General features: G+C 71.3%; 20 protein-coding genes, 1 tRNA gene and 1 riboswitch. Of the genes, 4 read left to right on the top strand and 17 right to left on the bottom strand.

The genetic code is table 11. The features are described 5' to 3' along the window. Window positions 1-265 precede the first annotated feature (265 nt). On the top strand, window positions 266-1,060 hold the full coding sequence (locus CHR28_RS12035) for a hypothetical protein (protein WP_094053540.1): 795 nt from the start codon (window positions 266-268) through the stop codon (window positions 1,058-1,060). Between the two features lie 40 nt (window positions 1,061-1,100). Here the strand turns inward: CHR28_RS12035 and CHR28_RS12030 are convergent, their stop codons facing one another. Then, complete coding sequence (locus CHR28_RS12030; protein ID WP_179272404.1) at window positions 1,101-1,406, bottom strand: hypothetical protein; 306 nt, start codon at window positions 1,404-1,406, stop codon at window positions 1,101-1,103. A 101-nt stretch (window positions 1,407-1,507) separates the two neighbouring features. Between CHR28_RS12030 and CHR28_RS12025 the strand changes: the two genes are divergently transcribed. Next, complete coding sequence (locus tag CHR28_RS12025) at window positions 1,508-1,738, top strand: DUF4287 domain-containing protein (RefSeq protein ID WP_059424410.1); 231 nt, start codon at window positions 1,508-1,510, stop codon at window positions 1,736-1,738. A gap of 82 nt (window positions 1,739-1,820) precedes the next feature. On the opposite strand, the gene CHR28_RS12020 is transcribed toward CHR28_RS12025, so the two are convergent. The 3 genes from CHR28_RS12020 to CHR28_RS12010 form a co-directional block, all read right to left on the bottom strand. Continuing rightward, window positions 1,821-2,732: a Bax inhibitor-1/YccA family protein gene (locus CHR28_RS12020; RefSeq protein ID WP_094053539.1), complete on the bottom strand. Its 912-nt coding sequence runs from the start codon at window positions 2,730-2,732 to the stop codon at window positions 1,821-1,823. A 150-nt stretch (window positions 2,733-2,882) separates the two neighbouring features. After that, window positions 2,883-4,064 (bottom strand): 4-hydroxybenzoate 3-monooxygenase, encoded by a 1,182-nt coding sequence (locus CHR28_RS12015; protein WP_094053538.1) that lies wholly within the window; start codon window positions 4,062-4,064, stop codon window positions 2,883-2,885. 171 nt (window positions 4,065-4,235) lie between these two features. Then, window positions 4,236-4,319, bottom strand: a tRNA-Leu gene (locus tag CHR28_RS12010). A gap of 438 nt (window positions 4,320-4,757) precedes the next feature. On the opposite strand from CHR28_RS12010, the gene CHR28_RS12005 reads away from it, so the two are divergent. Both CHR28_RS12005 and CHR28_RS12000 read left to right on the top strand, forming a co-directional pair. Then, complete coding sequence (locus tag CHR28_RS12005; protein ID WP_094053537.1) at window positions 4,758-5,528, top strand: ABC transporter ATP-binding protein; 771 nt, start codon at window positions 4,758-4,760, stop codon at window positions 5,526-5,528. A gap of 37 nt (window positions 5,529-5,565) precedes the next feature. Further along, on the top strand, window positions 5,566-8,100 hold the full coding sequence (locus CHR28_RS12000; RefSeq protein ID WP_094053536.1) for an ABC transporter permease: 2,535 nt from the start codon (window positions 5,566-5,568) through the stop codon (window positions 8,098-8,100). Between the two features lie 92 nt (window positions 8,101-8,192). Here the strand turns inward: CHR28_RS12000 and CHR28_RS11995 are convergent, their stop codons facing one another. The 13 genes from CHR28_RS11995 to CHR28_RS11935 all read right to left on the bottom strand — a co-directional run bounded on the left by CHR28_RS11995 (window position 8,193) and on the right by CHR28_RS11935 (window position 22,988). Beyond that, the gene (locus CHR28_RS11995; RefSeq protein ID WP_094053599.1) at window positions 8,193-9,500 is read right to left on the bottom strand and encodes a class I SAM-dependent methyltransferase; all 1,308 of its coding nucleotides are present in this window, start codon (window positions 9,498-9,500) and stop codon (window positions 8,193-8,195) included. 200 nt (window positions 9,501-9,700) lie between these two features. After that, entirely contained in the window at window positions 9,701-11,089 is a 1,389-nt protein-coding gene (locus CHR28_RS11990; protein WP_094053535.1) for an NAD(P)/FAD-dependent oxidoreductase, read from the bottom strand. Between the two features lie 421 nt (window positions 11,090-11,510). Next, window positions 11,511-12,452 (bottom strand): Ppx/GppA phosphatase family protein, encoded by a 942-nt coding sequence (locus CHR28_RS11985; RefSeq protein ID WP_094053534.1) that lies wholly within the window; start codon window positions 12,450-12,452, stop codon window positions 11,511-11,513. Next, window positions 12,449-12,979 carry a DUF501 domain-containing protein gene (locus CHR28_RS11980; protein ID WP_094053533.1) on the bottom strand — a complete coding sequence of 177 codons (531 nt, stop codon included), beginning with the start codon at window positions 12,977-12,979 and terminating at the stop codon, window positions 12,449-12,451. The genes CHR28_RS11985 and CHR28_RS11980 overlap by 4 nt, the downstream gene beginning before the upstream one ends. 53 nt (window positions 12,980-13,032) lie before the next feature. Then, a complete protein-coding gene (locus tag CHR28_RS11975; protein ID WP_094053532.1) occupies window positions 13,033-13,509 on the bottom strand; it encodes an FtsB family cell division protein in 477 nt (158 codons plus the stop codon). 115 nt (window positions 13,510-13,624) lie between these two features. Continuing rightward, window positions 13,625-14,905 (bottom strand): phosphopyruvate hydratase, encoded by a 1,281-nt coding sequence (gene eno / locus CHR28_RS11970; protein ID WP_094053598.1) that lies wholly within the window; start codon window positions 14,903-14,905, stop codon window positions 13,625-13,627. A 253-nt stretch (window positions 14,906-15,158) separates the two neighbouring features. Then, window positions 15,159-15,848: a LysM peptidoglycan-binding domain-containing protein gene (locus CHR28_RS11965; protein WP_094053531.1), complete on the bottom strand. Its 690-nt coding sequence runs from the start codon at window positions 15,846-15,848 to the stop codon at window positions 15,159-15,161. A gap of 4 nt (window positions 15,849-15,852) precedes the next feature. Beyond that, a riboswitch (cyclic di-AMP (ydaO/yuaA leader) is annotated at window positions 15,853-16,018 on the bottom strand. 228 nt (window positions 16,019-16,246) lie between these two features. Further along, window positions 16,247-17,251 (bottom strand): transglycosylase family protein, encoded by a 1,005-nt coding sequence (locus tag CHR28_RS11960; RefSeq protein ID WP_094053530.1) that lies wholly within the window; start codon window positions 17,249-17,251, stop codon window positions 16,247-16,249. Window positions 17,252-17,375: 124 nt separating this feature from the next. Beyond that, window positions 17,376-18,686, bottom strand: coding sequence for a cytochrome P450 family protein (locus CHR28_RS11955; RefSeq protein WP_094053529.1), 1,311 nt, complete (start codon window positions 18,684-18,686; stop codon window positions 17,376-17,378). 46 nt (window positions 18,687-18,732) lie between these two features. After that, window positions 18,733-19,740, bottom strand: coding sequence for a nucleoside triphosphate pyrophosphohydrolase (locus CHR28_RS11950; RefSeq protein ID WP_094053528.1), 1,008 nt, complete (start codon window positions 19,738-19,740; stop codon window positions 18,733-18,735). 263 nt (window positions 19,741-20,003) lie between these two features. Further along, a complete protein-coding gene (locus CHR28_RS11945) occupies window positions 20,004-20,648 on the bottom strand; it encodes a SurA N-terminal domain-containing protein (protein WP_094053527.1) in 645 nt (214 codons plus the stop codon). Window positions 20,649-20,790: 142 nt separating this feature from the next. Next, entirely contained in the window at window positions 20,791-22,290 is a 1,500-nt protein-coding gene (locus CHR28_RS11940) for a serine/threonine-protein kinase (RefSeq protein ID WP_256984229.1), read from the bottom strand. A 38-nt stretch (window positions 22,291-22,328) separates the two neighbouring features. Further along, the gene (locus tag CHR28_RS11935; RefSeq protein WP_094053525.1) at window positions 22,329-22,988 is read right to left on the bottom strand and encodes a hypothetical protein; all 660 of its coding nucleotides are present in this window, start codon (window positions 22,986-22,988) and stop codon (window positions 22,329-22,331) included. Between the last annotated feature and the right edge of the window lie 48 nt (window positions 22,989-23,036).

The raw sequence follows: 23,036 nt of genomic DNA, 5'->3' as shown, positions 1-23,036 counted from the left end.
CCGTAGCCGCCATAGCACCGACCGTGAGGTCATGGCCCAGAACCCGGGAAACCCCTGGGTTCTGGGCCGTTTTGTGATCCAATCTCCCCCAGGATGTGACCTATCTCCCTCTGCCTCGACAGAAGCCCAGGTCACAGCAGCCTCACCCCCTCCCCCGAGACCGAAGCCCTGTCCGGTTCGTGACGTTACGCACTGACAGTTGGTTAGTCCGCCCTTCAAGCTGATGTAGGAAGTCGGGGGTCGACTTTGAACCGGGAGTACGTCAGTGAGCGCCATGCCGATCGCGTTGCTGGTCACCACGGCCGCCACGGGCGCCGTGGGCGTCGCCGTCCTGCGCACCGTTCTGCAGCTGCGCCGGCAGGTCGCGGCGCTGCACACCGCGCTGGCCGAGAACCGCGCCGCCACCACCCGCGCCCTGCTGCCCGCCGCCCGTACCGCCGACACCGACGAGATACGGGCCGCCGTGGCCGCGGCGCTGGCGGAGGAGCGGGAGCGCGAGCTCGCCGAGGCCCGGGCGTTCTGGGCCGCCCAGGAGGCGCGTGACGCCTCGGACGCGCCCTCGCTGCTGGGCCTGGCCGACACCGACCTGTTCCTGCCCCGGCAGGCCGATTTCGCGGGCCTGGAGCCGGTCGCCGAGTCCGGCGCGGACTCCGACGAGGCGAGCGTGCGGGACACGCCCTCCGAGTCCGCCGAGCTGGCCGCGGCCCGCCGCCGCCACCCCTCCCACCCGGACTTCGTGCCGAACCCGTCGCCGGTCGTGGGCGACCACGAGCGCACGGTGGCCACCCTCGAGGAGCTGGCCGCCTCCCGCGTCGAGCTCACGGACGTCCGCCCGGGCCCCCTGGGCACGCTGGACGTCTACGTCTTCGCCGACGGCACGACCCTGTGCATGACCCCGGGCCACCGGGAGACGGCGGAGCGTCTGGCCGCGGCGCTGCGCGCGGGCGAGACCCCGACCCTGCTGGGCGGCTCGGGCATCTCCGGCGCCTACACGCTGACGTTCGAGTGCGGCAAGGAGAACGTCTACATCCTGGCGGACCGGGTCATCGCGTCCCTGTAGCGGAGCGCCCGGAGCGCCCCCTCAGGGGCGACGCAGCGGGTTACACACCCGCCCGCTTCTGCGCCTCCTCCACCAACCGCACGGCCTCGTCGACCTCGTCGTCGCCGGGCGCCACCACGGCCAGATCGTGCGCGGCGACCATGATCTGATCTGCAGCCGCGAACATCCCCGCGTCCGGCATCTCCCGAGGCTCCCTGCCCTCCAGCACCTGCGCCCTGCGGGCCAGTTCCCGGGCCAGCCCGAGAGCCTCGGCCGCAGCACCCCGCTGCAGCCGGCTCTGGGGCGCGGCCCTCAATCGATCGGCGAAGTGATCCACCGCACGGGTCAGAGGCGTCGTATCAACCACGCCGCGAGGGTACGCGTCGCACCGGGACTGTTGCCAACGGGCGAACACTCAGGCACGGTGACCTGAAGGACCGGCTTACATCCCAGCGTCCGGAGGCGCCGATGTCCCAAGTCTTCTCCGAAGAGACCCACCGCAACATGCTCGCCCGCATCCCCCACTGCACCGGTCGTGAGATCTCCGACTGGTTGCGCACCGTCGAAGAAGGCCCGGCACTCTTCCGCTTCGAGGAAAAGGTCAGCTGGCTCCGGCACGAACACAATCTGGCGTACGGCCACGCCAAGGCGATCATCCACGAGTACGACCTGAGGAGGGCCGCGCGCAAACTGCTCTAGGCGCGCACCGCTTCAGGCCGTACGCCTGGACGACGAAGGGCCCCGGCCGGAGCCGGGGCCCTTCGCGCACGACAGCCGGGGACTAGTCGTTGCTGTTGAGGATCGAGATGAGCCTCAGGAACTCCAGGTAGATCCAGACCAGCGTCAGCGTCAGACCGAAGGCCGCGAACCAGGCCTCCTCGCGCGGGGCACCGTAGGCGATGCCGTCCTCGACCTGCTTGAAGTCCAGGGCGAGGAAGCAGGCGCCGAGGATGATGCCGACGATGCCGAAGACGACACCGAGGGCACCGCTGCGGAAGCCGAGGCCGTCACCGCCGCCGAACACCGCGAACAGCAGGTTCACGGTCATCAGCAGGATGAAGCCGAGCGCGGCCGCCATCACGAAGCCGTAGAAGCGGCGGTTGACGCGGATCCAGCCGGCCTTGTAGGCGATCAGCACACCGGCGAAGACTGCCATGGTGCCGATCACGGCCTGCATGGCCGCACCGTCGGCGATGCGGTTGTCGACGATGTTGGACACCACGCCGAGGAAGACACCCTCGAACGCGGCGTACGTCAGGATCAGCGCGGGCGAGGCCTTGCGCTTGAAGGACTGGACGAACGCCAGGACCATGCCGATCAGCGCGGCGCCGATACCGATGCCGTAGCTCCGGCTGATGTTGGCGTCGTCGATGGGCAGGAGGGCCCAGGAGAGCGCCGCGGTGAGGATGAGTACACCGAGCGTGCTCGCCGTGCGCAGGACGACGTCGTCGATGGTCATCCGGCCGGTGGTGGCCGGGGCCTGCGGCGGCGCTCCGAACTGCTGGTCCTGCTGGGCGTAAGGGTTCTGCGCGTACGGGTTCTGCGCGTACGGGTTGCCCGTCGGCTGCTGCGCGTACGGGTTGCCCTGCGTGGCGACAGCGGGACCCCCGGCCTGCGGCGCGGTGTTGAAGCCCGCGTAGCCGTTGTCGCGGCTGAACCCCCGTCGCGAGAAGACCGGGTTTCTGCTCCTCATTTCACTCCTCCATGGCCACACTGCGTGGCCTTGGCTCAAGAGTAATAGGTAGGCAAAGGAATGACCCTACTGCTTGGGGAGGATCTTTCCCTCGTCGTGCAGCGCAACACGCTACGCCGCTTCGTGATTCCCCTCACCGGAGGGGCTCATTCATCCGCGGTCCAGCGGGAAGCCCGTGTAGGCCTCCGCGAGGTCCGTCGCGGCGGCGCGCGAGCCGGTGATCCGCTCCAGCCGGGCCAGCTGCAGCCGGTCCTCGAACGGCGTGGCCCCGGGGAGCCGGTGCAGCAGGGTCGTCATGTCGTAGGAGAACCGCTCGGCCTGCCAGATCCGGCGCAGGCAGGTCTCGGAGTAGGAGTCGAGCAGCTCGGGTGAGCCGGTCTGCTCCAGGTGGACGAGGGCCCGGGCGAAGGTGACGACGTCGCCGACGGCGAGATTCAGCCCCTTCGCCCCGGTCGGCGGGACGATGTGCGCGGCGTCGCCGGCGAGGAAGAGGCGGCCGTGGCGCATGGGCTCGTGGACGAAGGAGCGCATGGGGGTGACCGACTTCTGGGTGATCGGGCCGCGCTCCAGGCGCCAGTCGTCGGCGGTCTCGAAACGGCGCTCCAGCTCGTCCCAGATCTCCTCGTCGCCCCAGGCCCCCGCGTCGGTGCCGTCGGGCACCTGGAGGTAGAGGCGGGAGACGGACGGCGAGCGCATGGACAGCAGGGCGAAGCCGCGGTCGTGGCGGGCGTAGACCAGCTCGTCGTGCGAGGGCGCCACGTCGGCGAGGATGCCGAGCCAGCCGAAGGGGTACATCCGTTCGAAGACCTGGCCGAGTCCGGCCGGGATCGCCCGGCGGGAGACGCCCCGGAAGCCGTCGCAGCCGACGACCCAGGAGCACTCCAGGACGTCCTCGCGGCCCTGGTGCCGGAAGCGGACGCGCGGGGCGTGCGTGTCCGCGTCCTCGACGGCGAGCGCCTCCGCCTCGAACAGCAGCGGGCCGCCCTCCGCCAGCTGGAGGGCGATGAGGTCCTTGCAGACCTCGGTCTGGGCGTAGACCATCACGGACCGGCCGCCGGTGAGGCCGGGGAAGTCGACCCGGTGGCGCCTGCGGTCGAAGCGGAGTTCGATGCCGTCGTGGCGCAGTCCCTCGCGGTCCATGCGGCGGCCGGCGCCGGCCGCGCGCAGCACGTCGACCGTGCCCTGCTCCAGGATCCCGGCGCGCTGCCGCCGTTCGACGTAGGCGCGGTCGTGGCTCTCCAGGACGACCGCGTCGATGCCGGCGTTGTGGAGCAGCCGCGCGAGGAGGAGTCCGGCGGGCCCGGCTCCGATGATGCCGACGGTGGTGCGCATCGGGCGCCTTCTCTCTCGGGTCCGCGGGGCCCGGCTCGCGTGGTCGCGTGGTCACCTGTTCGCGTAGTGAAAAATATTTCACTACTTTCCGGTGTGAGTTTCCGACGGCATGCGACCGCTGTCAACGGGCATGCGGTGAACACTTCAATGAAGCATGCAGGGGTCGGAAGGTGCCCGGAGCCGGACTCGAACCGGCACGCCCGCGAAGGGGCAGCGAGGTTTAAGCTCGCCGTGTCTGCATTCCACCATCCGGGCAGGCCATGGGCTCCGCATCGAGGTTCCGAGACTATCGGGACGCATCCCCCGAACAGCGGACGGGCGGACCGATGTTGTCTTATTTTATTGACGTCTGAGGGTGCATCAGCACACGGAACGCGCCATCCGCACTTGCCAATAGCCTTCCGCGCACCGGTCAGCGGCGTATGCGGAATGACGGAATTTCACCGCCCGAACAAGGGCACTCCACCTGTTCTCGACACCCGGACCGGTCGGTTCCCGACACCCGATGCCATCGGTTCCCGACAGCGGCGCCCCTCGGGGGCGTGCGTCATTCCCAGGTATGACACCGCGCCGCTCCGTCAGACCGGAGTCGGCCCCGAGAACCGGAACTACGGGTGACTACACGGCGGCACGGGACCCGGACGATGGAACACGTCCTTCCAGCACACCGCCGTCCGACAGGAGTCCCATCCCGTGACCACCGCATCCCTCGCCGACCGGGCCACCACCGTGGCCGCGCGCGCCACGGATCTGTCGAAGATCTACGGACAGGGTGAGACCCAGGTGGTCGCCCTGGACCGGGTCTCCGTCGACTTCCGGCAGGCCGAGTTCACCGCGATCATGGGCCCCTCCGGCTCCGGCAAGTCCACCCTGATGCACTGCGTGGCCGGTCTCGACACCTTCTCCTCCGGGTCGGTGCGCATCGGCGACACGGAGCTCGGCTCCCTGAAGGACAAGCAGCTGACCAAGCTGCGCCGCGACAAGATCGGCTTCATCTTCCAGGCCTTCAACCTGCTGCCGACGCTGACGGCCCTGGAGAACATCACCCTCCCGATGGACATCGCGGGCCGCAAGCCGGACAAGCAGTGGGTCGACTCGGTGATCCGCATGGTCGGGCTCGCCGACCGGCTGAGCCACCGCCCCGCCCAGCTCTCCGGCGGCCAGCAGCAGCGCGTCGCCGTGGCCCGGGCGCTGGCCTCCCGGCCCGAGATCATCTTCGGGGACGAGCCCACCGGCAACCTCGACTCCCGCTCCGGCGCCGAGGTGCTGGGCTTCCTGCGCAACTCCGTGCGGGAGATGGGCCAGACGGTGGTCATGGTGACCCACGACCCGGTGGCCGCGGCCTACGCGGACCGGGTGGTCTTCCTGGCGGACGGCCGGATCGTCGACGAGATGCACCAGCCCACGGCCGACTCGGTCCTGGACCGCATGAAGGAGTTCGACGCCAAGGGCCGCACGAGCTGATCCCCCGCCAGGACCGACAGGACTGAGAACCGCCACCATGTTCCGTACCGCCTTGCGCAACGTACTCGCGCACAAGGCCCGGTTGCTGATGACCGTGCTCGCCGTGATGCTCGGCGTCGCCTTCGTCTCCGGCACCCTGGTCTTCGCCGACACCCTCTCCCACGCCTTCCGCAACCAGTCGGCGAAGAGCTATGACGACGTCGCCGTCTCCGTCACCCTGTACGCCGACGCGGACGACCCCGAGAAGGTGCCCGGCCTGACCGGCAAGGACCTCGACCGGATGTCCGCCGTGGACGGCGTCGCCGGGGTCTTCGGCCGCGTCGAGGGCTTCGCCGGGGTCGCCGACCCCGACGGCAAGCTGATCGGCGTCGGCTGGTCCAACAAGGGCTCCAACTTCGCCCCCGGCAAGGACGGCAAGGACCCCGCGTACACCTTCACCGACGGCTCGGGCCCGGTGCGGGACGACCAGATCGCCCTGGACGAGGACTCCGCGGCCAAGGGCGAGTACCGGGTCGGCGACCGGGTGCGCGTCGCGACCAACGGCCCGGTGAAGGAGTACACCCTCAGCGGTGTGTTCACCACCGAGGACGGCGCCGTCAACGCCGGCGGCAGCCTCGTGCTCTTCGACACCGCCGTCGCCCAGCAGCAGTACCTCAAGCCGGGCTACTTCGAGAGCGCCACCGTCACCGCCGCCCCCGGCGCGAACGACACGGCGATCCTGAACGCGGTCAAGCCGCTGCTGCCGGACACCGCCGAGGCGCAGACCGGCCGGGCGCTCGCCGACGAGCAGGCCGAGCAGATCGAGCAGGGCATGGGCAACCTCAAGCAGGTCCTGCTCGGCTTCGCGGGCATCGCGCTGTTCGTCGGGATCTTCCTGATCTCCAACACGTTCACGATGCTGGTCGCCCAGCGCACCAAGGAGATCGCCCTGATGCGCGCCGTCGGCGCCTCCCGCCGGCAGATCACCCGCTCGGTGCTGGCCGAGGCCGCGCTGGTGGGGCTGGTGGCCTCGGCCGTCGGCTTCGTCCTCGGCATCGGCCTGGCGGTCGGACTGCGCTCCGGCATGGCCGCCTTCGACATGAAGATGCCGGACGGTCCGCTGGTCCTGTCGGCCACGCCGGTGATCGCGGCGTTCGCGGTGGGCGTGCTGATCACGGTGTTCGCCGCCTGGCTGCCCGGCCGCCGGGCCGCGAAGATCCCGCCGGTGGCGGCCATGAACAGCGTCCACGCGGTGGCCACCACCAAGTCGCTGGTGCTGCGCAACTCCGTCGGCGCGGCCGTCACCGCCCTCGGCGCGGCGGGGATCGTGGCGGGTGCCTCGACCGGCGGCGACGACGGCCGCATGTACATCGGGGCGGGCGCGTTCCTCGCGCTGATCGGCGTGATCATCCTGATCCCGCTGCTGTCCCGGCCCGTGATCGCGCTCGTCCGCCCGCTGCTCGTCGGCCCCTTCGGGGTGGCGGGCAAGCTCGCCGGCCAGAACGCGGTCCGCAACCCGCGCCGCACCGGAGCCACCGCCTCGGCGCTGGCGATCGGGCTGACGCTGGTGACCGGTCTGTCGGTGCTCGGCGTCACGGTCGGCACGGCCATCGACAAGATGACCACGGACAACATCAAGGCCGACTACATGGTCTCGATGGCCAACGGCGGTGTCCTCGACGCGTCGGCGCTTACGGCGCTGGAGAAGGCCGAGGGTGTGTCCGCGGTCTCGCCGCAGCAGGATGCCTACTTCCAGCTCGACGGCAGGGACTTCGTGTCCGCCTCGGCCGTCACCCCGGGCGACATCGACAAGGTCCTGACCGTCGACGTCGTCAGCGGAAGCGCGGACTCCCTCGCCGAGGGCCGGATCGCGGTCGCCGAGAAGACGGCGAAGAGCAAGGGCTGGAAGACCGGCGACAGGCTCCCCGTCACCTTCGGCGACGACAAGAAGGCCACGCTGACGGTCGGCGCCGTCTTCAAGGACAGCGAGTTCCTCTCCCCCGTCCTCATCGACCGGAAGGTCGTGGACCGGCACGAGACGAAGCCGTCCATCCAGCAGATCTTCGTGAAGATCGACGGCGGGCAGACCGGGGCGAACGAGAAGGTCCTCATCGACGCCCTGGGCGACAACCCGGCGATCACCGTGATGGACAAGCAGGACATCCGCAACGAGTTCGGCGGTGCCATCAACACCCTGCTGAACGTGATGTACGGGCTGCTGGCGATGGCCCTGATCATCGCGGTGCTGGGCGTGGTCAACACCCTCGCGATGTCGGTCTTCGAACGGCAGCAGGAGATCGGCATGCTGCGCGCCATCGGTCTGGACCGGCGCCGGGTGAAGCGGATGGTCCGGCTGGAGGCCGTGGTCATCTCGGTGTTCGGCGCGGTGGTCGGCATCGGTCTCGGGGCGTTCCTCGGCTGGGCCATCGGCGAGACCTTCGCGGACCAGATCCCGGGCTACGCGCTGGTCCTGCCCTGGGACCGGATCGGGATCTTCCTGGTGCTGGCCGGTCTGGTGGGCGTCCTGGCCGCGATGTGGCCGGCCCGCAACGCCGCCCGGCTGAACATGCTGAACGCGATCAAGGCCGAGTGACCGGGCCACACCGCGGCGCGCGAAGGGCCGGCTCCCCCGCTGCGGGGAGCCGGCCCTTGCCGTCGGTTCCGGCCCTTGCCGTGGGGTCCGGGTCAGTCGCGCCCTGGCGCACCCCAGGTGCGGGCCCGCAGCGGCATCCCGGAGGCGCCCGACTCCGGTGTCCGGACGGCCAGGACCTGGTTGACGCCGATGCGGTTGCGCTCGAAGGCCAGGGCGGAGGCGGCCATGTACAGGCGCCAGACGCGGGCGCGGCCGGGGCCGGCGAGCTGGGCGGCGCGCGTCCAGTCGGCCTCCAGACGGGACACCCACCGGCGCAGCGTGAGGGCGTAGTGCTCGCGGATCGACTCGACGTCGCGCACCTCGAACCCGGCGCGCTCCAGCTGGGTGACGGTGCTGCCGAGCGGCTGGAGTTCGCCGTCGGGGAAGACGTAGGAGTCGATGAACGCGTCGACGCGGTAGGCCGTCTCGTCGCGCTGCGGGCGGCGGGCGATCTGGTGGTTCAGCAGCCGTCCGCCGGGCTTGAGCAGGCCGTACAGGTCGGCGGCGTACTCCAGGTAGCGGTCGGCGCCGACGTGCTCGGCCATGCCGATGGAGGAGATCGCGTCGTACGGTCCGTCGCGGACGTCGCGGTAGTCCTGGACGCGGATCTCGACCTTGTCGGTCAGGCCCGCGTCGGCGACGCGCTTGCGGGCGTACGCGGCCTGCTCCTGGGAGAGCGTGACGCCGACGACGCTCACCCCGTGCTCGCGGGCGGCGTGGACGGCCAGCGAGCCCCAGCCGCAGCCGACGTCGAGCAGGCGCTGACCGGGTTTCAGGTCCAGCTTGCGGCAGACCAGTTCGAGCTTGTCGTGCTGGGCCTGTTCGAGGGTGGCGTCCGGGGCGGGCCAGTAGGCGCAGGAGTACACCATGGACGGGCCGAGGACGATCTCGTAGAAGTCGTTGCCGACGTCGTAGTGGTGGCTGATGGCGCGTCTGTCGGTGCGCTTGGTGTGCAGATGGCGGCGGGGGGCGCGGGTCTCCTCGCGCGGCGGGGCGGGGGGCAGCGGGGACCCGGCCAGTCTGACCAGCCCGCGGACGGCGGCGCGGACCTCGGGGTCGCGCAGCGCCTGGGCGAGGGTGCGGGCGTCCTCGCCGCGCTCCCAGATCAGCCCGGACAGCAGGTCGAGTGTGGTGTAGAGGTCGCCCTCGATGTCCAGGTCGCCCGCCACCCAGGCGCGGGCCAGGCCCAGTTCGCCGGGCTTCCACAGCAGGCGGCGCAGGGCGCGGCGGTTGCGTACGACCAGGGTCGGCGCGCCCGGCGGGCCCGCCTGCGAACCGTCCCAGGCGCGGATGCGCACGGGAAGCGGTGCGTCCAGCACCTGTGCGAAGAGGCCCTGCAGCCGCTGCGCGGCGTCTGCCATGGTGTACACCTCCGTGACGGGAATCCCGGAATGCCGACACCACGTAAACATCCGCGGAGCTCCCGCGCAGTCCCCGGCACGCGTCATGACTGAGCAAAGCCGCTTCTTCGCCCGCCCGGAGGCGTGCGGCGGGAACGCCGAAGGGCCCCCCGCACCACGGACGGCGGGGGGCCCTTTTCGGCCAGGGGTGGACCGAGAGGTCAGGAGGCCTTGGCCTTCTCCTCGGTCTTCTCCTTCGGCGCGGCGGCGACCGGGGCCGGCTTGGCGGCCTCGTAGAACTCCTCGCGCGGCGTCTCGATGGCGCCGAGCGAGACGACCTCGCGCTTGAGGAACATGCCGAGGGTCCAGTCGGCGAAGACGCGGATCTTGCGGTTCCAGGTCGGCATCGCCAGGCCGTGGTAGCCACGGTGCATGTACCAGGCGAGCCGGCCCTTGAGCTTGATCTTCATCTTGCCCATGACGATCATCGCGACGCCCTTGTGGAGGCCGAGACCGGCCACCGCGCCCTTGTTGGCGTGCGCGTACTCCTTCTGCGGGAAGCCCCGCATGCCGGACAGCACGTTGTCACCGAGCACCTTGGCCTGGCGCAGCGCGTGCTGGGCGTTCGGCGGGCACCAGGCGTTCTCGTTGCCCGCCTTGCGGGCGGCGAGGTCCGGGACCTGGGCGTTGTCGCCGGCGGCCCAGATGTAGTCGGTGCCCTGGACCTGGAGGGTCGGGGCGCAGTCGACGTGGCCGCGCGGGCCGAGGGGCAGGCCGTAGCGGGCCAGGACCGGGTTGGGCTTGACGCCGGCGGTCCACACGATGGTGTTGGAGTCGACCTCCAGGCCGTTCTTCAGCACCACGTGGCCGTCGACGCAGGAGTCCATGGAGGTGGACAGGTAGACCTCGACGCCGCGGCCCTCGAGGTGCTCCTTGCCGTACTTGCCGAGCTTGGGACCCACCTCGGGGAGGATCTTGTCGGCGGCGTCGACCAGGATGAAGCGCATGTCCTCGCGGGACACGTTCTTGTAGTACTTGGCCGCGTCGCGGGCCATGTCCTCGACCTCGCCGATCGTCTCGGCACCGGCGAACCCGCCGCCCACGAAGACGAAGGTGAGCGCCTTGCGGCGGATCTCCTCGTCGGTGGTGGAGTCGGCCTTGTCCAGCTGCTCGAGGACGTGGTTGCGCAGGCCGATGGCCTCCTCGATGCCCTTCATGCCGATGCCCTGCTCGGCGAGGCCGGGGATCGGGAAGGTGCGGGAGACCGCGCCGAGCGCGACCACCAGGTAGTCGAAGGGCAGCTCGTAGGCCTCGCCGACCAGCGGGGAGACCGTGGCGACCTTGCGGTCCTGGTCGATGGTGGTGACCCGGCCGGTGAGGACCTCCGCCTTGGGCAGCACGCGTCGCAGCGGGACGACGACATGGCGAGGGGAGATGTTGCCGGCGGCGGCTTCGGGGAGGAAGGGCTGGTAGGTCATGTACGACCGGGGGTCGACGACCGTGACGGTCGCCTCGCCGTAACGCATCTTCTTGAGGATGCGCCGAGCTGCGTACAGGCCTACGTACCCACCGCCTACTACGAGGATCCTGGGACGCTCCGTGGTGCTCATGCCATCGAGTATCCACCCGCTTCAGGGGGGTGGCTCGTGCGCCCCTTCACAAGGTTGTGGAGGGGGTGTGCTATCCTCCGCGGCTCGCGTGATCCACGTCATGGTGACAACCGGGAGCGTTTGTGCACCGCCGACCGTTGTCAATGCCGCGTGAGCTGCCTCTCTGGGTCGCGCGGACCTCTGTGAGGGCCTCTCGGAACCCCGTCCGGGGCACCTTCCCGTGGCCCTCCATACCATGCTTCTGAACATGTTCAAAGGGCCGTTCGGCCCTCGGACGGGTCAACGGGACCCTTCCGGTCGCCCGCAGGGGCCGAATTCCTTGTGAAGAACTTCACGAACTTTTCCGACAGACCGTCGCCGGGCGGCTCCCGCAGGCCCCCCGGCGACGCTCATCCGTGATCCATGCCTGCTCAGAAGCGGGCTACGCCACCGACCACGCGATGCCGTCCAGGATGTCGTGCTCGCTGACGACGACCTCCCGCGCGCCGGTCCGCTCCATGATCGACAGCAGTACGAGGGCCCCCGCCCCGATCACGTCGACCCGGCCCGGGTGCATGGAGGGCACGGCCGCGCGCTCGGCGTGCGTGGAGCGCAGCAGCCACTCGGTGATCTCGCGGACCTTCTCCAGCGAGACCCGGGAGTGGTGGATGGCCTCGGAGTCGTAGGCGGGCAGCTCCTGGGCGATCGCCGACACGGTCGTCACGGATCCGGCCAGGCCCACCAGGGTCCGCGCCTCGCGCAGCGGGACCGTCTCCTCGGCCAGGTCGAGAGCGGCCTCGATGTCGGCCCGCATCGCGGCGATCTGCTCCGGCGAGGGCGGGTCGCTCACCACTCCGTCCCGGACCAGGTGCCGCTCGGTCATGCGCACGCAGCCGACGTCCACCGAGCGGGCCGCCCGGACGTGGTCGTCGCCCACAACGAACTCGGTCGAGCCGCCGCCGATGTCCACCACCAGATACGGCCTGGGCAGGTGGTCGTGGCCGGTGAGCTCCTTGGTGGCGCCGGTGAAGGAGAACTCGGCCTCCTGGTCCCCGGAGATCACCTCGGGCTCGACGCCCAGGATGTCCAGCACGCCGCGCACGAACTCGTCCCGGTTCTCGGCGTCCCGGGAGGCGGAGGTGGCCACGAAGCGCAGCCGCTCCGCCCCGTGCTCCTTGATGATCGCGGCGTACTCACGGCAGGCCGCGAAGGTCCGCTGCAGCGCCTCGGGGGCGAGCCGGCCGGTGCGGTCGACACCCTGCCCGAGCCGGACGATCGTCATCCGGCGGTCCAGGTCGGTCAGCTCGCCGGTGGCCGGGTCGGCGTCGGCGACCAGCAGGCGGATGGAGTTCGTACCGCAGTCCACGGCGGCGACACGGGTCACTGTGCGTCCTCCTCGGTGGTCGTCACGCACGCGCCCTTGCGCCACCACTCGGGCAGCATGGCCAGCGCCTCGTCGCCCAGCGGATTCACGCCGGGGCCCGCGGCCAGGGAGTGCGCCACCAGCACGTGCAGGCACTTGACCCGGTCCGGCATGCCGCCGGCGCTCGGGAAGTTCTTCAGCTCCTCGATCTCGTCACGGCGCCGGACGTAGTCCTCGTGCGCCGCCCGGTAGGCCGCCGCCAGCTCCGGGTCCGAGGCCAGCCGCTCGGTCATCTCCTTCATCACGCCGTTGGCCTCCAGCGTGCCGATCGCGGAGTTCGCCTTCGGGCACGTCAGGTAGTACAGCGTCGGGAACGGCGTGCCGTCCGGCAGCCGCGGGGCCGTCTCGACGACGTCGGGCTGTCCGCAGGGGCAGCGGTGCGCGATGGCCCGCAGGCCGCGCGGGGGCCGACCGAGCTGCTGCTTGAAGGCCTCGACGTCCGCGTCGGTGGGCTCGGTGCGCGGGGTGGTCGGCGGGGGCGTTTCCATGACTGTCTTCAGGCTGTCTTTCTCTGGGTGTTCTGCGGGATCACTGGGGCGCGTCACTGGTCGGAGGCGTCGGCCTTGTCGACCCCGTCCCAGACGTTGGCGTACCAGGGGCGGTCGGCCGCCCCGAGGTCGGTGCGCGACTGCTTCGCCGCGTGCGGGTCGATCACGATGAAGCCCGTCTCCCCCGGCATGACGTAGTGCAACCGTCGGCGGATCTGCTGCTCGGCGTACGCGTCGTCCTGCCAGCGCGCCTTGAGGTCGCGCAGGTGCTCGACACGCTCGCGGGCCTGCTGCTGCTCGCGCCGCAAATCCTCGATCTCGGCGCGCTGGGAGACGTACTGCCGCATCGGGTAGGCCAGGGCCACGATGAGCGAGCACATCACCAGCGCGAGCAGCGCGGCCCGGCCGGTCAGCCGGGAGCGGCGGGCCTGCCGCTTGGTCTGGGAGCGGTAGACCCGGGCCGCGGTCTGCTCGCCGAGCAGCCGGATCCTGGTCGCGGTGGAGAACCGGTCCCGGTCCTTCACGGCCATGTCTGTCCGCCTCCCGCTGCACCGTCATACGCGCGTACGTCCCCGGACACGGTACGGGACCGAGTACGGGGACGTACGTACGACGCTGCCTCTTACGGGTCGGGCCTTTCGGCGATCAGCCCTTGAAGCGCGGGAACGCGCTGCGGCCGGCGTACACCGCGGCGTCGTCGAGGATCTCCTCGATGCGCAGCAGCTGGTTGTACTTGGCCACGCGCTCGGAGCGGGCCGGGGCGCCGGTCTTGATCTGGCCGCAGTTGGTGGCGACGGCCAGGTCGGCGATGGTGACGTCCTCGGTCTCGCCGGAGCGGTGGGACATCATGCACTTGAAGCCGTTGCGCTGGGCCAGCTCGACGGCGTCCAGGGTCTCGGTGAGCGAGCCGATCTGGTTGACCTTGACCAGCAGGGCGTTGGCCGCGCCCTCCTCGATGCCGCGGGCGAGGCGCTCGGGGTTGGTGACGAACAGGTCGTCGCCGACGAGCTGGACCTTGTCACCGAGCTTGTCGGTGATGGTCTTCCAGCCCTCCCAGTCGTCCTCGAACAGCGGGTCCTCGATGGAGACGAGCGGGTACGCGTCGACGAGCTCCGCGTAGTACTCGGTCATCTCGGCCGCCGAGCGCTCCTTGCCCTCGAACGTGTAGACGCCGTCCTTGTAGAACTCGGAGGCGGCGACGTCGAGCGCCAGGGCGATCTGCTCGCCGGGGGTGTAGCCGGCTTCCTTGATGGCTTCCAGGATGAGGTCGAGGGCCTCGCGGTTGGAGCCGAGGTTCGGGGCGAAGCCGCCCTCGTCGCCGAGGCCGGTGGCCAGGCCCTTGCTCTTCAGGACCTTCTTCAGCGTGTGGTAGACCTCGGCGCCCCAGCGCAGGGCCTCGGAGAAGGACTCCGCGCCGATCGGGGCGATCATGAACTCCTGGATGTCCACGTTGGAGTCGGCGTGCGAGCCGCCGTTCAGGATGTTCATCATCGGCACCGGCAGCAGGTGCGCGTTGGGGCCGCCCAGGTAGCGGAACAGCGGCAGGTCGCTGGCCTCGGAGGCGGCGTGGGCGACGGCGAGCGAGACGCCGAGGATGGCGTTGGCGCCGAGGGAGCCCTTGTTGTCGGTGGCGTCCAGGTCGAACATCGCCTGGTCGATCAGGCGCTGCTCGGTGGCGTCGTAACCGACGAGCTCCGGGCCGATCTGCTCGATGACCGCGAGGACGGCCTTCTCCACACCCTTGCCGAGGTAGCGGTTCGAGTCGCCGTCGCGGAGCTCGATGGCCTCGAAGGCGCCCGTGGAGGCGCCGGACGGGACGGCGGCACGACCGGTGCTGCCGTCGTCGAGGCCGACCTCGACCTCGACCGTGGGGTTGCCTCGGGAGTCCAGGATTTCCCGGGCTACGACGACGTCGATGGACGGCACGAGCATCTCCTTCTTATGTGACGCGGGTACGCGGGTCGCGTGGACCCGGCGAGGTGCGGGCCGCGGTGGCTCGCGACATGAGCCTAACCGGCTCGGGGCGATCGGCCACCGGGTCGCCCACCCCATGGACAGAACCGAGAGTAAATTGTTTCCGAACGGAACAAAGCCGGATGCCGAAAAAACCCCGCCCCGGTGCGTACGGGGGACGACGCACCGGGGCGGGGAGCCCGTGGGGACGGGGGCGGGCCGCTGCTTACTTCAGGTGCAGCTGCTGGCCCGGGTAGATGAGGTTGGCGTCCTCGACGATGTCCTTGTTCAGGTCGAAGAGCTTCTCCCAGCCGCCCTTGACCTTCTCCTCGGCCGCGATCGAGCTCAGGGTGTCGCCCTTGACGACCTTGTACTCGCCGTCGCCCTTCTTGACCTTCTTGCCGGTCGGGGTGGTGACGGTCTTCTTCGCGGCCGGGCGCTCCTCGGAGCGGGAGGCCGGCTGCTGCTGGGTCTCGCGCGACTCGGTGCTCTGCTGGCTCTGGGCGGAGCTGCCGGAGTCGGTGGAGCCGCCGCCGGTGTAGCCGGCGCTGGACAGGCCCTTGCCGCAGACCGGCCAGGCACCCTTGCCCTGGCCCGCGAGGACCTTCTCGGCGATCTCGATCTGCTGGGCCTTGGTGGCCTGGTCGGCGGTGGAGGCGTACTTCGTGCCGCCGTAGCCGGCCCAGGTGGAGGCGGAGAACTGCAGACCGCCGTAGTAGCCGTTGCCGGTGTTGATGGACCAGTTGCCGCCGGACTCGCACTGGGCGACGGCGTCCCACTCGGAGGCGGTGGCCGCGGAGGCGTTGCCGGCCGCCATCAGCGGGGCGGCGACGGCGGCGCCGGCGACACCGGCGACGGCGATGGCACGGGTGGCCTTGGACGGACGACGGTGCTTGCCCTTGCCGGAAAACAGCATGGATGGATCCCCTCACCGACGCCTGCGAGGTGAGCTGTCGGGTTCGGGCCGGTTGAGTTGCCCGGCCACGTCCCTCACGGGACGCGGCTTCACCCCAAGCCCTTCCGGCCAACCGGCCGGTCGGGCACCTACCTTGGGTCCCCCGCTCCTGCCTACGGCGCTTGACGCGACGACTGTTCCCGTGCGGCCGCTGGCAGGATTCGGCGTTGCGGCAGCCGGGGCTCGCGGTGGCGAGCGGTCATGACCGTAGACAGGTGATCCGCCGAATTTCAAAGACGATCAGGGCTTCTGAGATCTATCTCTCACCGCACTTATACGGGACATTCGGCGCGAATCATGACGTGAACTCACCCGGATTAGGGATGACTTGAGCCGCCGTTTCCGCACTGCCCGAACGGCTACCTCTCGTCCGCTTCGACCCTGGTCGTGAGCGTCTGACCGGGGCGGATGAGGTCCGGGTCGGCACCGACGGCCTCCTTGTTGCCGGCGTACAGCGCGTGCCATCCGCCGCTGAGGTCAAGGGAGTCGGCGATGGACCAGAGACTGTCGCCGGAGCGGACGGTGTACGAGCCGTCCGTGGCGTCGCGGGAGGCGTCGTCACCGCGCGAGGCGTGCCGCCCCGCGGACTCGTCCGCACGGCCGTTCGCGGCCTCGGCGTCCTCGTCGGCGCTGGGGCCGCGATGGCGGCCGGAGCCGGTGTCGGTGAGGGCCGAAGCCTCGTCACTCGGACGGGAGTTGCCCGTCCCCTCACCCTCGGGGGTGGCCGAGGAGCCGCTGCCGGACTCCCGGCCGGGCTCCTGCGAGGTGGAAGCGGAATCAGGCGACTTGTCGGACTTGGACGATTCGCCCTCCGACGCCGACGACCCGTCAGGCGAGGCCGATGTGGAGGGGGAAGCCGAAGGAGAGGAAGGAGACGCCTCCGAAGACCCGGATGACTCGGATGACTCGGAGGAGTCGGATGAGTCGAGCAATCCGGGCGCATCCGTCGGATCGGACTGGTCCGAGGAGTCGGAGGTGCCCGCGTTCCCGTCCTGCTGGAGCCCGGAGAGCAGCCCGCAGGTACGCCATGCGCCGACCCCCTGGTCGGCGAGGATTCTCTCGGCCACGGATATCTGCTGGGAGCGGCTGGCGAGATCGGCGCTGGCCGCGTAGTCCAGACCGCCGTAGTTCTCCCAGTTCTCCTGGGACAGCGCGAGGCCGCCGTAGTAGCCGTTGCCGCTGTTCTGGCTCCAGGCGCCGCCCGTCTCGCAGTCCGCGACCCGGTCCCAGGTCGTGCCGTCGGCCGCGCTGGCACCGGAGGCTCCGAGGAGCGGGATCGCGATGGCGGAGCCGGTCACTCCGGCCGCGACGAGGAGTGCCGGAGCCTGGCGGGGGCGACGGTGCCGACCGTTCCCGGAGAGCATGCGGAGACCTTTCGCGAGACAACAGTGAGCGGCGCGGCGCAGGAGTCCCCGGCCACGCTGATGGGTGAACGTATCGGCAGACGATCACTTGTCACAAGTTCATGCCGCGCAGATCACGTGAAGATCACAGAGCTGAGGGCGTGTCACTTTTGACCGGGGTGAATTCCACGGGCAGGGTGCGCAGCCCTCGCATGATGAGTCCGCCGCGCCAGCGCAGCTCGGACGGGTCCGCCGCGAGACGGAGGTCGGGCAGGCGGGTGAGAAGCGTGGCGAGCGCCGTCTGGCCCTCCAGGCGGGCGAGCGGGGCGCCGAGGCAGTAGTGGATGCCGTGTCCGTACCCGAGGTGCTGGTTGTCACCGCGGGACAGGTCGAGCACGTCCGGGTCGGCGAACCGCTCCGGATCCCGGTCCGCTGCGGCCAGGACGACCAGGACCGGGTCGCCCGCGGCGATGCGCTGCCCGCCGAGGGTGAGCGGCTGCGTGGCGAACCGCCAGGTGGCGAGCTCGACCGGGCCGTCGTAGCGCAGGAGTTCCTCGACGCCGGTCTCCAGCAGGGCGCTCTCCCCGGCGGCGAGGGAGGCCTGGAGGCGGGCGCGCTGGCCGGGGTGGGTGAGCAGGGCGTAGGTGCCGTTGCCGATGAGGTTGACCGTCGTCTCGAAACCGGCGAACAGCAGGATGAAGGCCATGGCCGCGGCCTCGTTCTCGGTGAGGTGCTCGCCGTGGTCGGAGGCGCGGATGAGGCCGGAGATGAGGTCCTCGCCCGGGCCTGGCTCGGCGGGCAGCGCCTCCCGCTTGCGGTGGATCAGGTCGGCGAGGTAGCCGCGCATCTTCTTCACGGACCGCGCCACGCCGCCCCGCGGGCCGCCCTGGTGACGGATCATCATGCCCGCCCAGTCGCGGAAGTCGTCCTGGTCCTCGCGGGGGACGCCGAGCAGGTCGCAGATGGCGTAGATGGGCAGCGGGAAGGCGAACTCGTGGATGAGGTCGGCGCTCCCGCGCTCCGCGAACCCGTCGATGAGCCGGTCGGTGAGCTGCTGCACCCGTGGCGCGAACTCCGCGACCCGGCGGGGCGTGAACGCCTTGGACACCAGCCGCCGCAGCCGGGTGTGGTCCGGCGGGTCGATGTTGAGCAGGTGCGTCATCAGCTCGGCCTTGCGCTCCCCGGGGATGCCGGTCTTGCCCTTGGCGTGCGCGGGCTCGTCGTGGTGCGCCGGGTTCTTGGAGAGCCGGTGGTCGGCGAGGGTCTGCTTGGCGTCGGCGTAGCGCGTGACCAGCCAGGCCTCGACGCCGCTGGGGAGCCGCGTCCTGTGGACGGGGCTGTGCTCGCGGAGCCAGGCGTAGGCGGGGTAGGGGTCGCTCGCGAACTCCCAGGTGAACAGGTCGGGAGCGGGAGCGGGGGCCGGGGTGGGCGTGCGGGGCTCGGGCTGGTCGGTCACCCTCCGACCGTATCCGGCCCGCCGCCGCACGCCCGGGCCGGTCCGCTCAGCCCTCGGCGTCCCTGATCGCGTCCCGGTAGGCGCGGGCCGCCGCTCGCAGGGCCGCCTCCGGGTCCACGCCCTCCGCTTCCGCGCGGACGGCCAGGGCCAGCAGCTCGTAGCCGACGCCCTCGGCGGGCGGGAGCGGTATGTCCAGGCCGGCGGTGCGGGCCCGGGAGGCCAGCTTGGCGGCGAGGGCCAGGCCGGGCTGGCCGAGGGGGATGCCCTCGGTGACGGAGCTGCGCTGCTTCTCGACGGCCTTGGTGCGCAGCCAGTGCTCCTTGACCTCCTCGGGGGTGGTGGCCGTCGCGTCGCCGAAGACGTGCGGGTGGCGGTGGATGAGCTTGGCGACGATGCCGCCGGCCACGTCGTCCACGGAGAAGGGTGCCTCGGGGTCCTCCTCGGCGATGCGGGCGTGGAAGACGACCTGCAGCAGGACGTCGCCGAGCTCCTCGCGCAGCTCGTCGCGGTCGCCCTCCTCGATCGCCTCGACGAGCTCGTACGCCTCCTCGATGCCGTACTTGGCCAGGCCCTTGTGTGTCTGCTGGGACGACCAGGGGCACTCGGTCCGGATGCGGTCCATGACCTGGACGAGGTCGAGCAGGCGGGCGCCCGGCAGGTCGTAGGAGGCGGGCAGCAGCTCCAGCTCGGGCATCGCGAGGCGGCCGGTGCCGGCGAGGCGCGCAAGGCCGTCGGTCAGGGCCGGCTCGCCCTCGCCCGTCGCCACGACGACCACCGTGCGGGCGCCGGCGCAGGCCTCGACCAGTTCCTCGGCGGTCGGGGACGCCTCCTCGACCGCGACGCCCGCCTCGCGCAGATAGGGCAGCTGCGGATGGGCGCCGTCCGCGCACAGCACCCGGTCGGCCGCGTGCAGGGCCTGCCAGGCGGGCCAGGACAGCAGGCCGGGGGCGACGCGGTGGCTGGTGGTGAGCAGGACGATGCGGCCGGGGGCGCCGGCCGCGTCGGGGACGGCCTGCCGGGGGCCCGGGGTGGCTTCGGGGCTGTTGGCGTTCACGCTCCGAAGCTATCCCACACCGCCGACGGGGCTTGAGGTTGTCCACAGGGCCGGCGGGGACCGAGGGGTTTTCCACAGGGCCCCGGGACGGGGGCGGGCGGGCCCGTGGGCGAAGGCGGGGCCGGGGTCCCGTGAGCGAAGGCGGGTCGGGGCCGAGATGGGCCGGGCCCCGTGGCCGGGATGGGCCGGGGGCCCGGGGGCGAAGGCGGCCGGGCCCCGTGGATGAAAGCGGGCCGGGCCCTGTGGTCGAAGTTGGGCCGGGGTTACATGTTCTGCTGCGTCTGTGTCGCCGTCACGTCTCGGAGCCATGGGGTCTTCGCGTCGGCGCGGCTGCTCTTCTGGACGTCCCACGTGCCGTAGCGCGGGTTGAGGTCGACGTCGAGCTTCTTCGAGGACTCGGACAGGGCCTTCCAGAACTCGGGGCGTGTGGTGTCGGTGCCGAGCTTCTCGGCGAGCTTCTGGGCCTCCAGCTGGAGGCGGAGGTTCTCCTCCAGGCGCCGCGGCGGGATGCCGTACCGCTGCAGCCAGGTCGTCTCCAGCGCCTCGGCGCCGCCCGCCTGCTCCTCCAGCCCGGAGCGCATCTCCTGGATCTCCTTGCGGCTGACGGTGACCCCGGCGTCCTCGGCGGCGCGGTGCAGCACCCGGTCGAGGACCATGGTGTGCAGCGTGTCGCGGGTGAGCGTGCCGGTCCTGGCGATGGCCTGCTGGTACTGCGCGTCGTTCTGCACGGCCGCACGCTGGGCCGCGCGGACCTCTCCGACCCGCTCCTCCAGCTGGGAGACGGTGATCCGCTGCCCGCCGACCACGGCCGCCGCGCCCGGATGCGCGTCGTTGCCGCAGGCGGTGAGCAGGGGCGCCGCGGCGATCGCGGCGGTGAGGAGGAGCGCGGTGCGACGGCGGCGGTGCAAGGAGACCTCCCGAGGAGATTGTGCGACGGTGCACAAAGTCTTGCGGTGATCGATGGTAGGCAGTGGCCAGGCTCTGGCCAACCCATTCGACCAACGATTCACCGGGACTTCCGGCACCGCCGCGCCCGCTGCGGTGCGGCGGTCAGCCGCGGACCTGCCCCAGCCACTGCAGCGTCCGGCGGATCTCCGCACCGAGCGGGTGGCCGGGGCCGTGGGTGCGCTCCACGTCGTGCAGCAGCCGGGCCAGCGTGTCGTGGGCGGCGCCGCGGTCGCCGAGGGCGAGCAGCAGGTGCCCGATACGGCGGCGGACGTCGTGCGCGACCTCGGGGCCGCCGGCGGCGACGTACTGGTTCTCGTAGTACGGCAGCACCGCTCGGTACTCGGCGAGCGCCGCCGCCGGTTCGCCCAGCTGTTCGAGGCACTGGGCGGCCTCGTAGCGGAAGCGGAGGGCCTGCGGGTCGGCCTGGCCGGCCTCGGCGGCGCGTTCGTCGGCGAGGCGGCGCAGCTCGGGCAGGGCGCGGCGGAACTGGCCGTCGTCCAGGAGCGTGGCCGCGTACTGCTTGCGCAGCGTGCGCACCACCGGGGAGTTCCCGCCGTGCTGCTCCGCGGCGGCGGGCAGGATCGCGCCGAGGATGTCGACGGCCTGGGTGATACGGCCCTCGCCGAGGAGCCGCTTGACCTCGTCGACGGCGCGGGCGATGTCGGTCTTCCCCGCGGCCTCGGCGACGGGGGCGGCGGGCGGCGCCGGCTGGGGCGCCGGGGTGCGGGCCCGGTCGGGCCAGGGGGCGTGCGGGCGCAGGAAGGGGCGGGTGGGGTCGAGGGCCGCTCCGGTGGGCGTGCCGCGCGCGGGCAGCAGCGGCTCCAGGTGCTCGTAGACCTCCTGCGCGGAGGCGGGCCGGTGCTGCGGGTCCTTGGCGAGCAGGCGCAGGACGAGGGTCTCCAGGGCTTCGGGGACCTCGGGCCGCAGGCGGCGCACGGGCAACGGGGGCTCGTACAGGTGCCGGTGCAGGACGCCCAGGGCCGTGGAGCCGGAGAAGGGCACGTCCCCGCTGAGCAGTTCGTGCAGCACGACGCCGAGGGCGTACAGGTCCGTGTACGGGCCGACCGCGCCGCCCATCGCCTGCTCCGGGGCCATGTAGGCGGGCGAGCCGATGGGCGTGCCGGTGTGGGTCAGGCGGGTGGTGTCGGCCTCCATGACGGAGGCCACGCCGAGGTCCAGCACGGTGACCGTGCCGTCCTGCTTCACCATCACGTTCCGCGGCTTGAGGTCGCGGTGGACGATCGGCACGGCGTGCACGGCGCTGAGCACGGCGCACAGTTGCGCGGCGACGGCGACCGCCCACGGCCAGGGGTACGGAGTCCGCTCGGCGAGGTGACCCGCGAGGTCGGAGCCGTCGATGTACTGCATGACGAGGAACAGTTCCTCGCCCTCGCTGCCCGCGTCGTGCACCGTGACGAGGCCGGGGTGGTCGACCTGCGCGGTCACCCGGCACTCGCGCACGAACCGGCGGCGCAGCTCCTCGGCGTCCTGGCCGGCCACCTTGTCGGGGCGCAGCAGCTTCACCGCCACGCGCCGGTCCAGGCGCTGGTCGTACGCCGTCCACACCTGGCCCATGCCGCCCTGGCCGAGGAGGGTGGACAGCTCGTAGCGGCCGGCGACGACACGTCCTGCCGTCACGCTCACCTGCCGCCCTCGCGATCGCCGTCGCGCCGGTCGTCACCTTCCTGGCGGCGCAGGTAGTCGCTGAGTTCGTCGAGTTCGGCGCGGACCTGGTCGATGCGGGCGGGGGCGGGGCGCTGGGGGGACGCGGGCGGCTGCACGGGAGCCGGACCGTGGGGCGTGGCGTCCCGGGGCACGGGCGTGTGCGGCGCGGGGGTGTGCGGTCCGGTGTGCGGCGTCGGAGGCTGCGGGACGGGCGTGGACGTCTGGGCGTAGGACGAGCCGGGGTGCGGATAGCCGTACGGGGAGTGGACGGTCGGCGCGTGGGGCGAGGCCGGGTAGCCGGTGAACTGCCGGCGCTCGCCGTGGTGGGCGATGTCCACGATCAGGAAGTAGATGGCGGAACCGGCACCCAGCAGCAGGATCAGACCCAGCGCGATGTCGGTCCGGACGTCCTCCTCCGGCAGGGTGCCGACCACCAGGAAGCAGGCGATGGACAGGGGCAGGGCCGCCCAGGCCAGCACCCAGTCCAGGGCGCGCCCGCGCAGGACGGCCACCCGGAACAGCGGGACGCAGGCCAGCACGCCGCACGTGAGGATGCCGGCTGCGGCGAACAGCACACGCAGGGAGATGACCGTTGCCGCGCTCCGGGGAGGCGGCGCCGCGCCGTGGCCGTACATGACTGCTCCTGGACCGGTGTAGCCGATGGGGACGAGTGTGCGAGTGAC

Source organism: Streptomyces sp. XY006 (assembly GCF_002237655.1).
In the GTDB taxonomy this organism is placed as follows: domain Bacteria; phylum Actinomycetota; class Actinomycetes; order Streptomycetales; family Streptomycetaceae; genus Streptomyces; species Streptomyces levis.
This window is presented reverse-complemented; position numbering and strand designations above follow the sequence as displayed.

What these genes read in the sequence shown, in the direction of transcription:
- CHR28_RS12025 (WP_059424410.1), top strand. Translation starts at nt 1,508, where the DNA reads ATGTCCCAAGTCTTCTCCGAAGAGACCCACCGCAACATGCTCGCCCGC.
- CHR28_RS12020 (WP_094053539.1), bottom strand. Translation starts at nt 2,732, where the DNA reads ATGAGGAGCAGAAACCCGGTCTTCTCGCGACGGGGGTTCAGCCGCGAC.
- CHR28_RS12015 (WP_094053538.1), bottom strand. Translation starts at nt 4,064, where the DNA reads ATGCGCACCACCGTCGGCATCATCGGAGCCGGGCCCGCCGGACTCCTC.
- CHR28_RS12000 (WP_094053536.1), top strand. Translation starts at nt 5,566, where the DNA reads ATGTTCCGTACCGCCTTGCGCAACGTACTCGCGCACAAGGCCCGGTTG.
- CHR28_RS11995 (WP_094053599.1), bottom strand. Translation starts at nt 9,500, where the DNA reads ATGGCAGACGCCGCGCAGCGGCTGCAGGGCCTCTTCGCACAGGTGCTG.
- CHR28_RS11990 (WP_094053535.1), bottom strand. Translation starts at nt 11,089, where the DNA reads ATGAGCACCACGGAGCGTCCCAGGATCCTCGTAGTAGGCGGTGGGTAC.
- CHR28_RS11980 (WP_094053533.1), bottom strand. Translation starts at nt 12,979, where the DNA reads ATGGAAACGCCCCCGCCGACCACCCCGCGCACCGAGCCCACCGACGCG.
- CHR28_RS11975 (WP_094053532.1), bottom strand. Translation starts at nt 13,509, where the DNA reads ATGGCCGTGAAGGACCGGGACCGGTTCTCCACCGCGACCAGGATCCGG.
- CHR28_RS11965 (WP_094053531.1), bottom strand. Translation starts at nt 15,848, where the DNA reads ATGCTGTTTTCCGGCAAGGGCAAGCACCGTCGTCCGTCCAAGGCCACC.
- CHR28_RS11960 (WP_094053530.1), bottom strand. Translation starts at nt 17,251, where the DNA reads ATGCTCTCCGGGAACGGTCGGCACCGTCGCCCCCGCCAGGCTCCGGCA.
- CHR28_RS11935 (WP_094053525.1), bottom strand. Translation starts at nt 22,988, where the DNA reads ATGTACGGCCACGGCGCGGCGCCGCCTCCCCGGAGCGCGGCAACGGTC.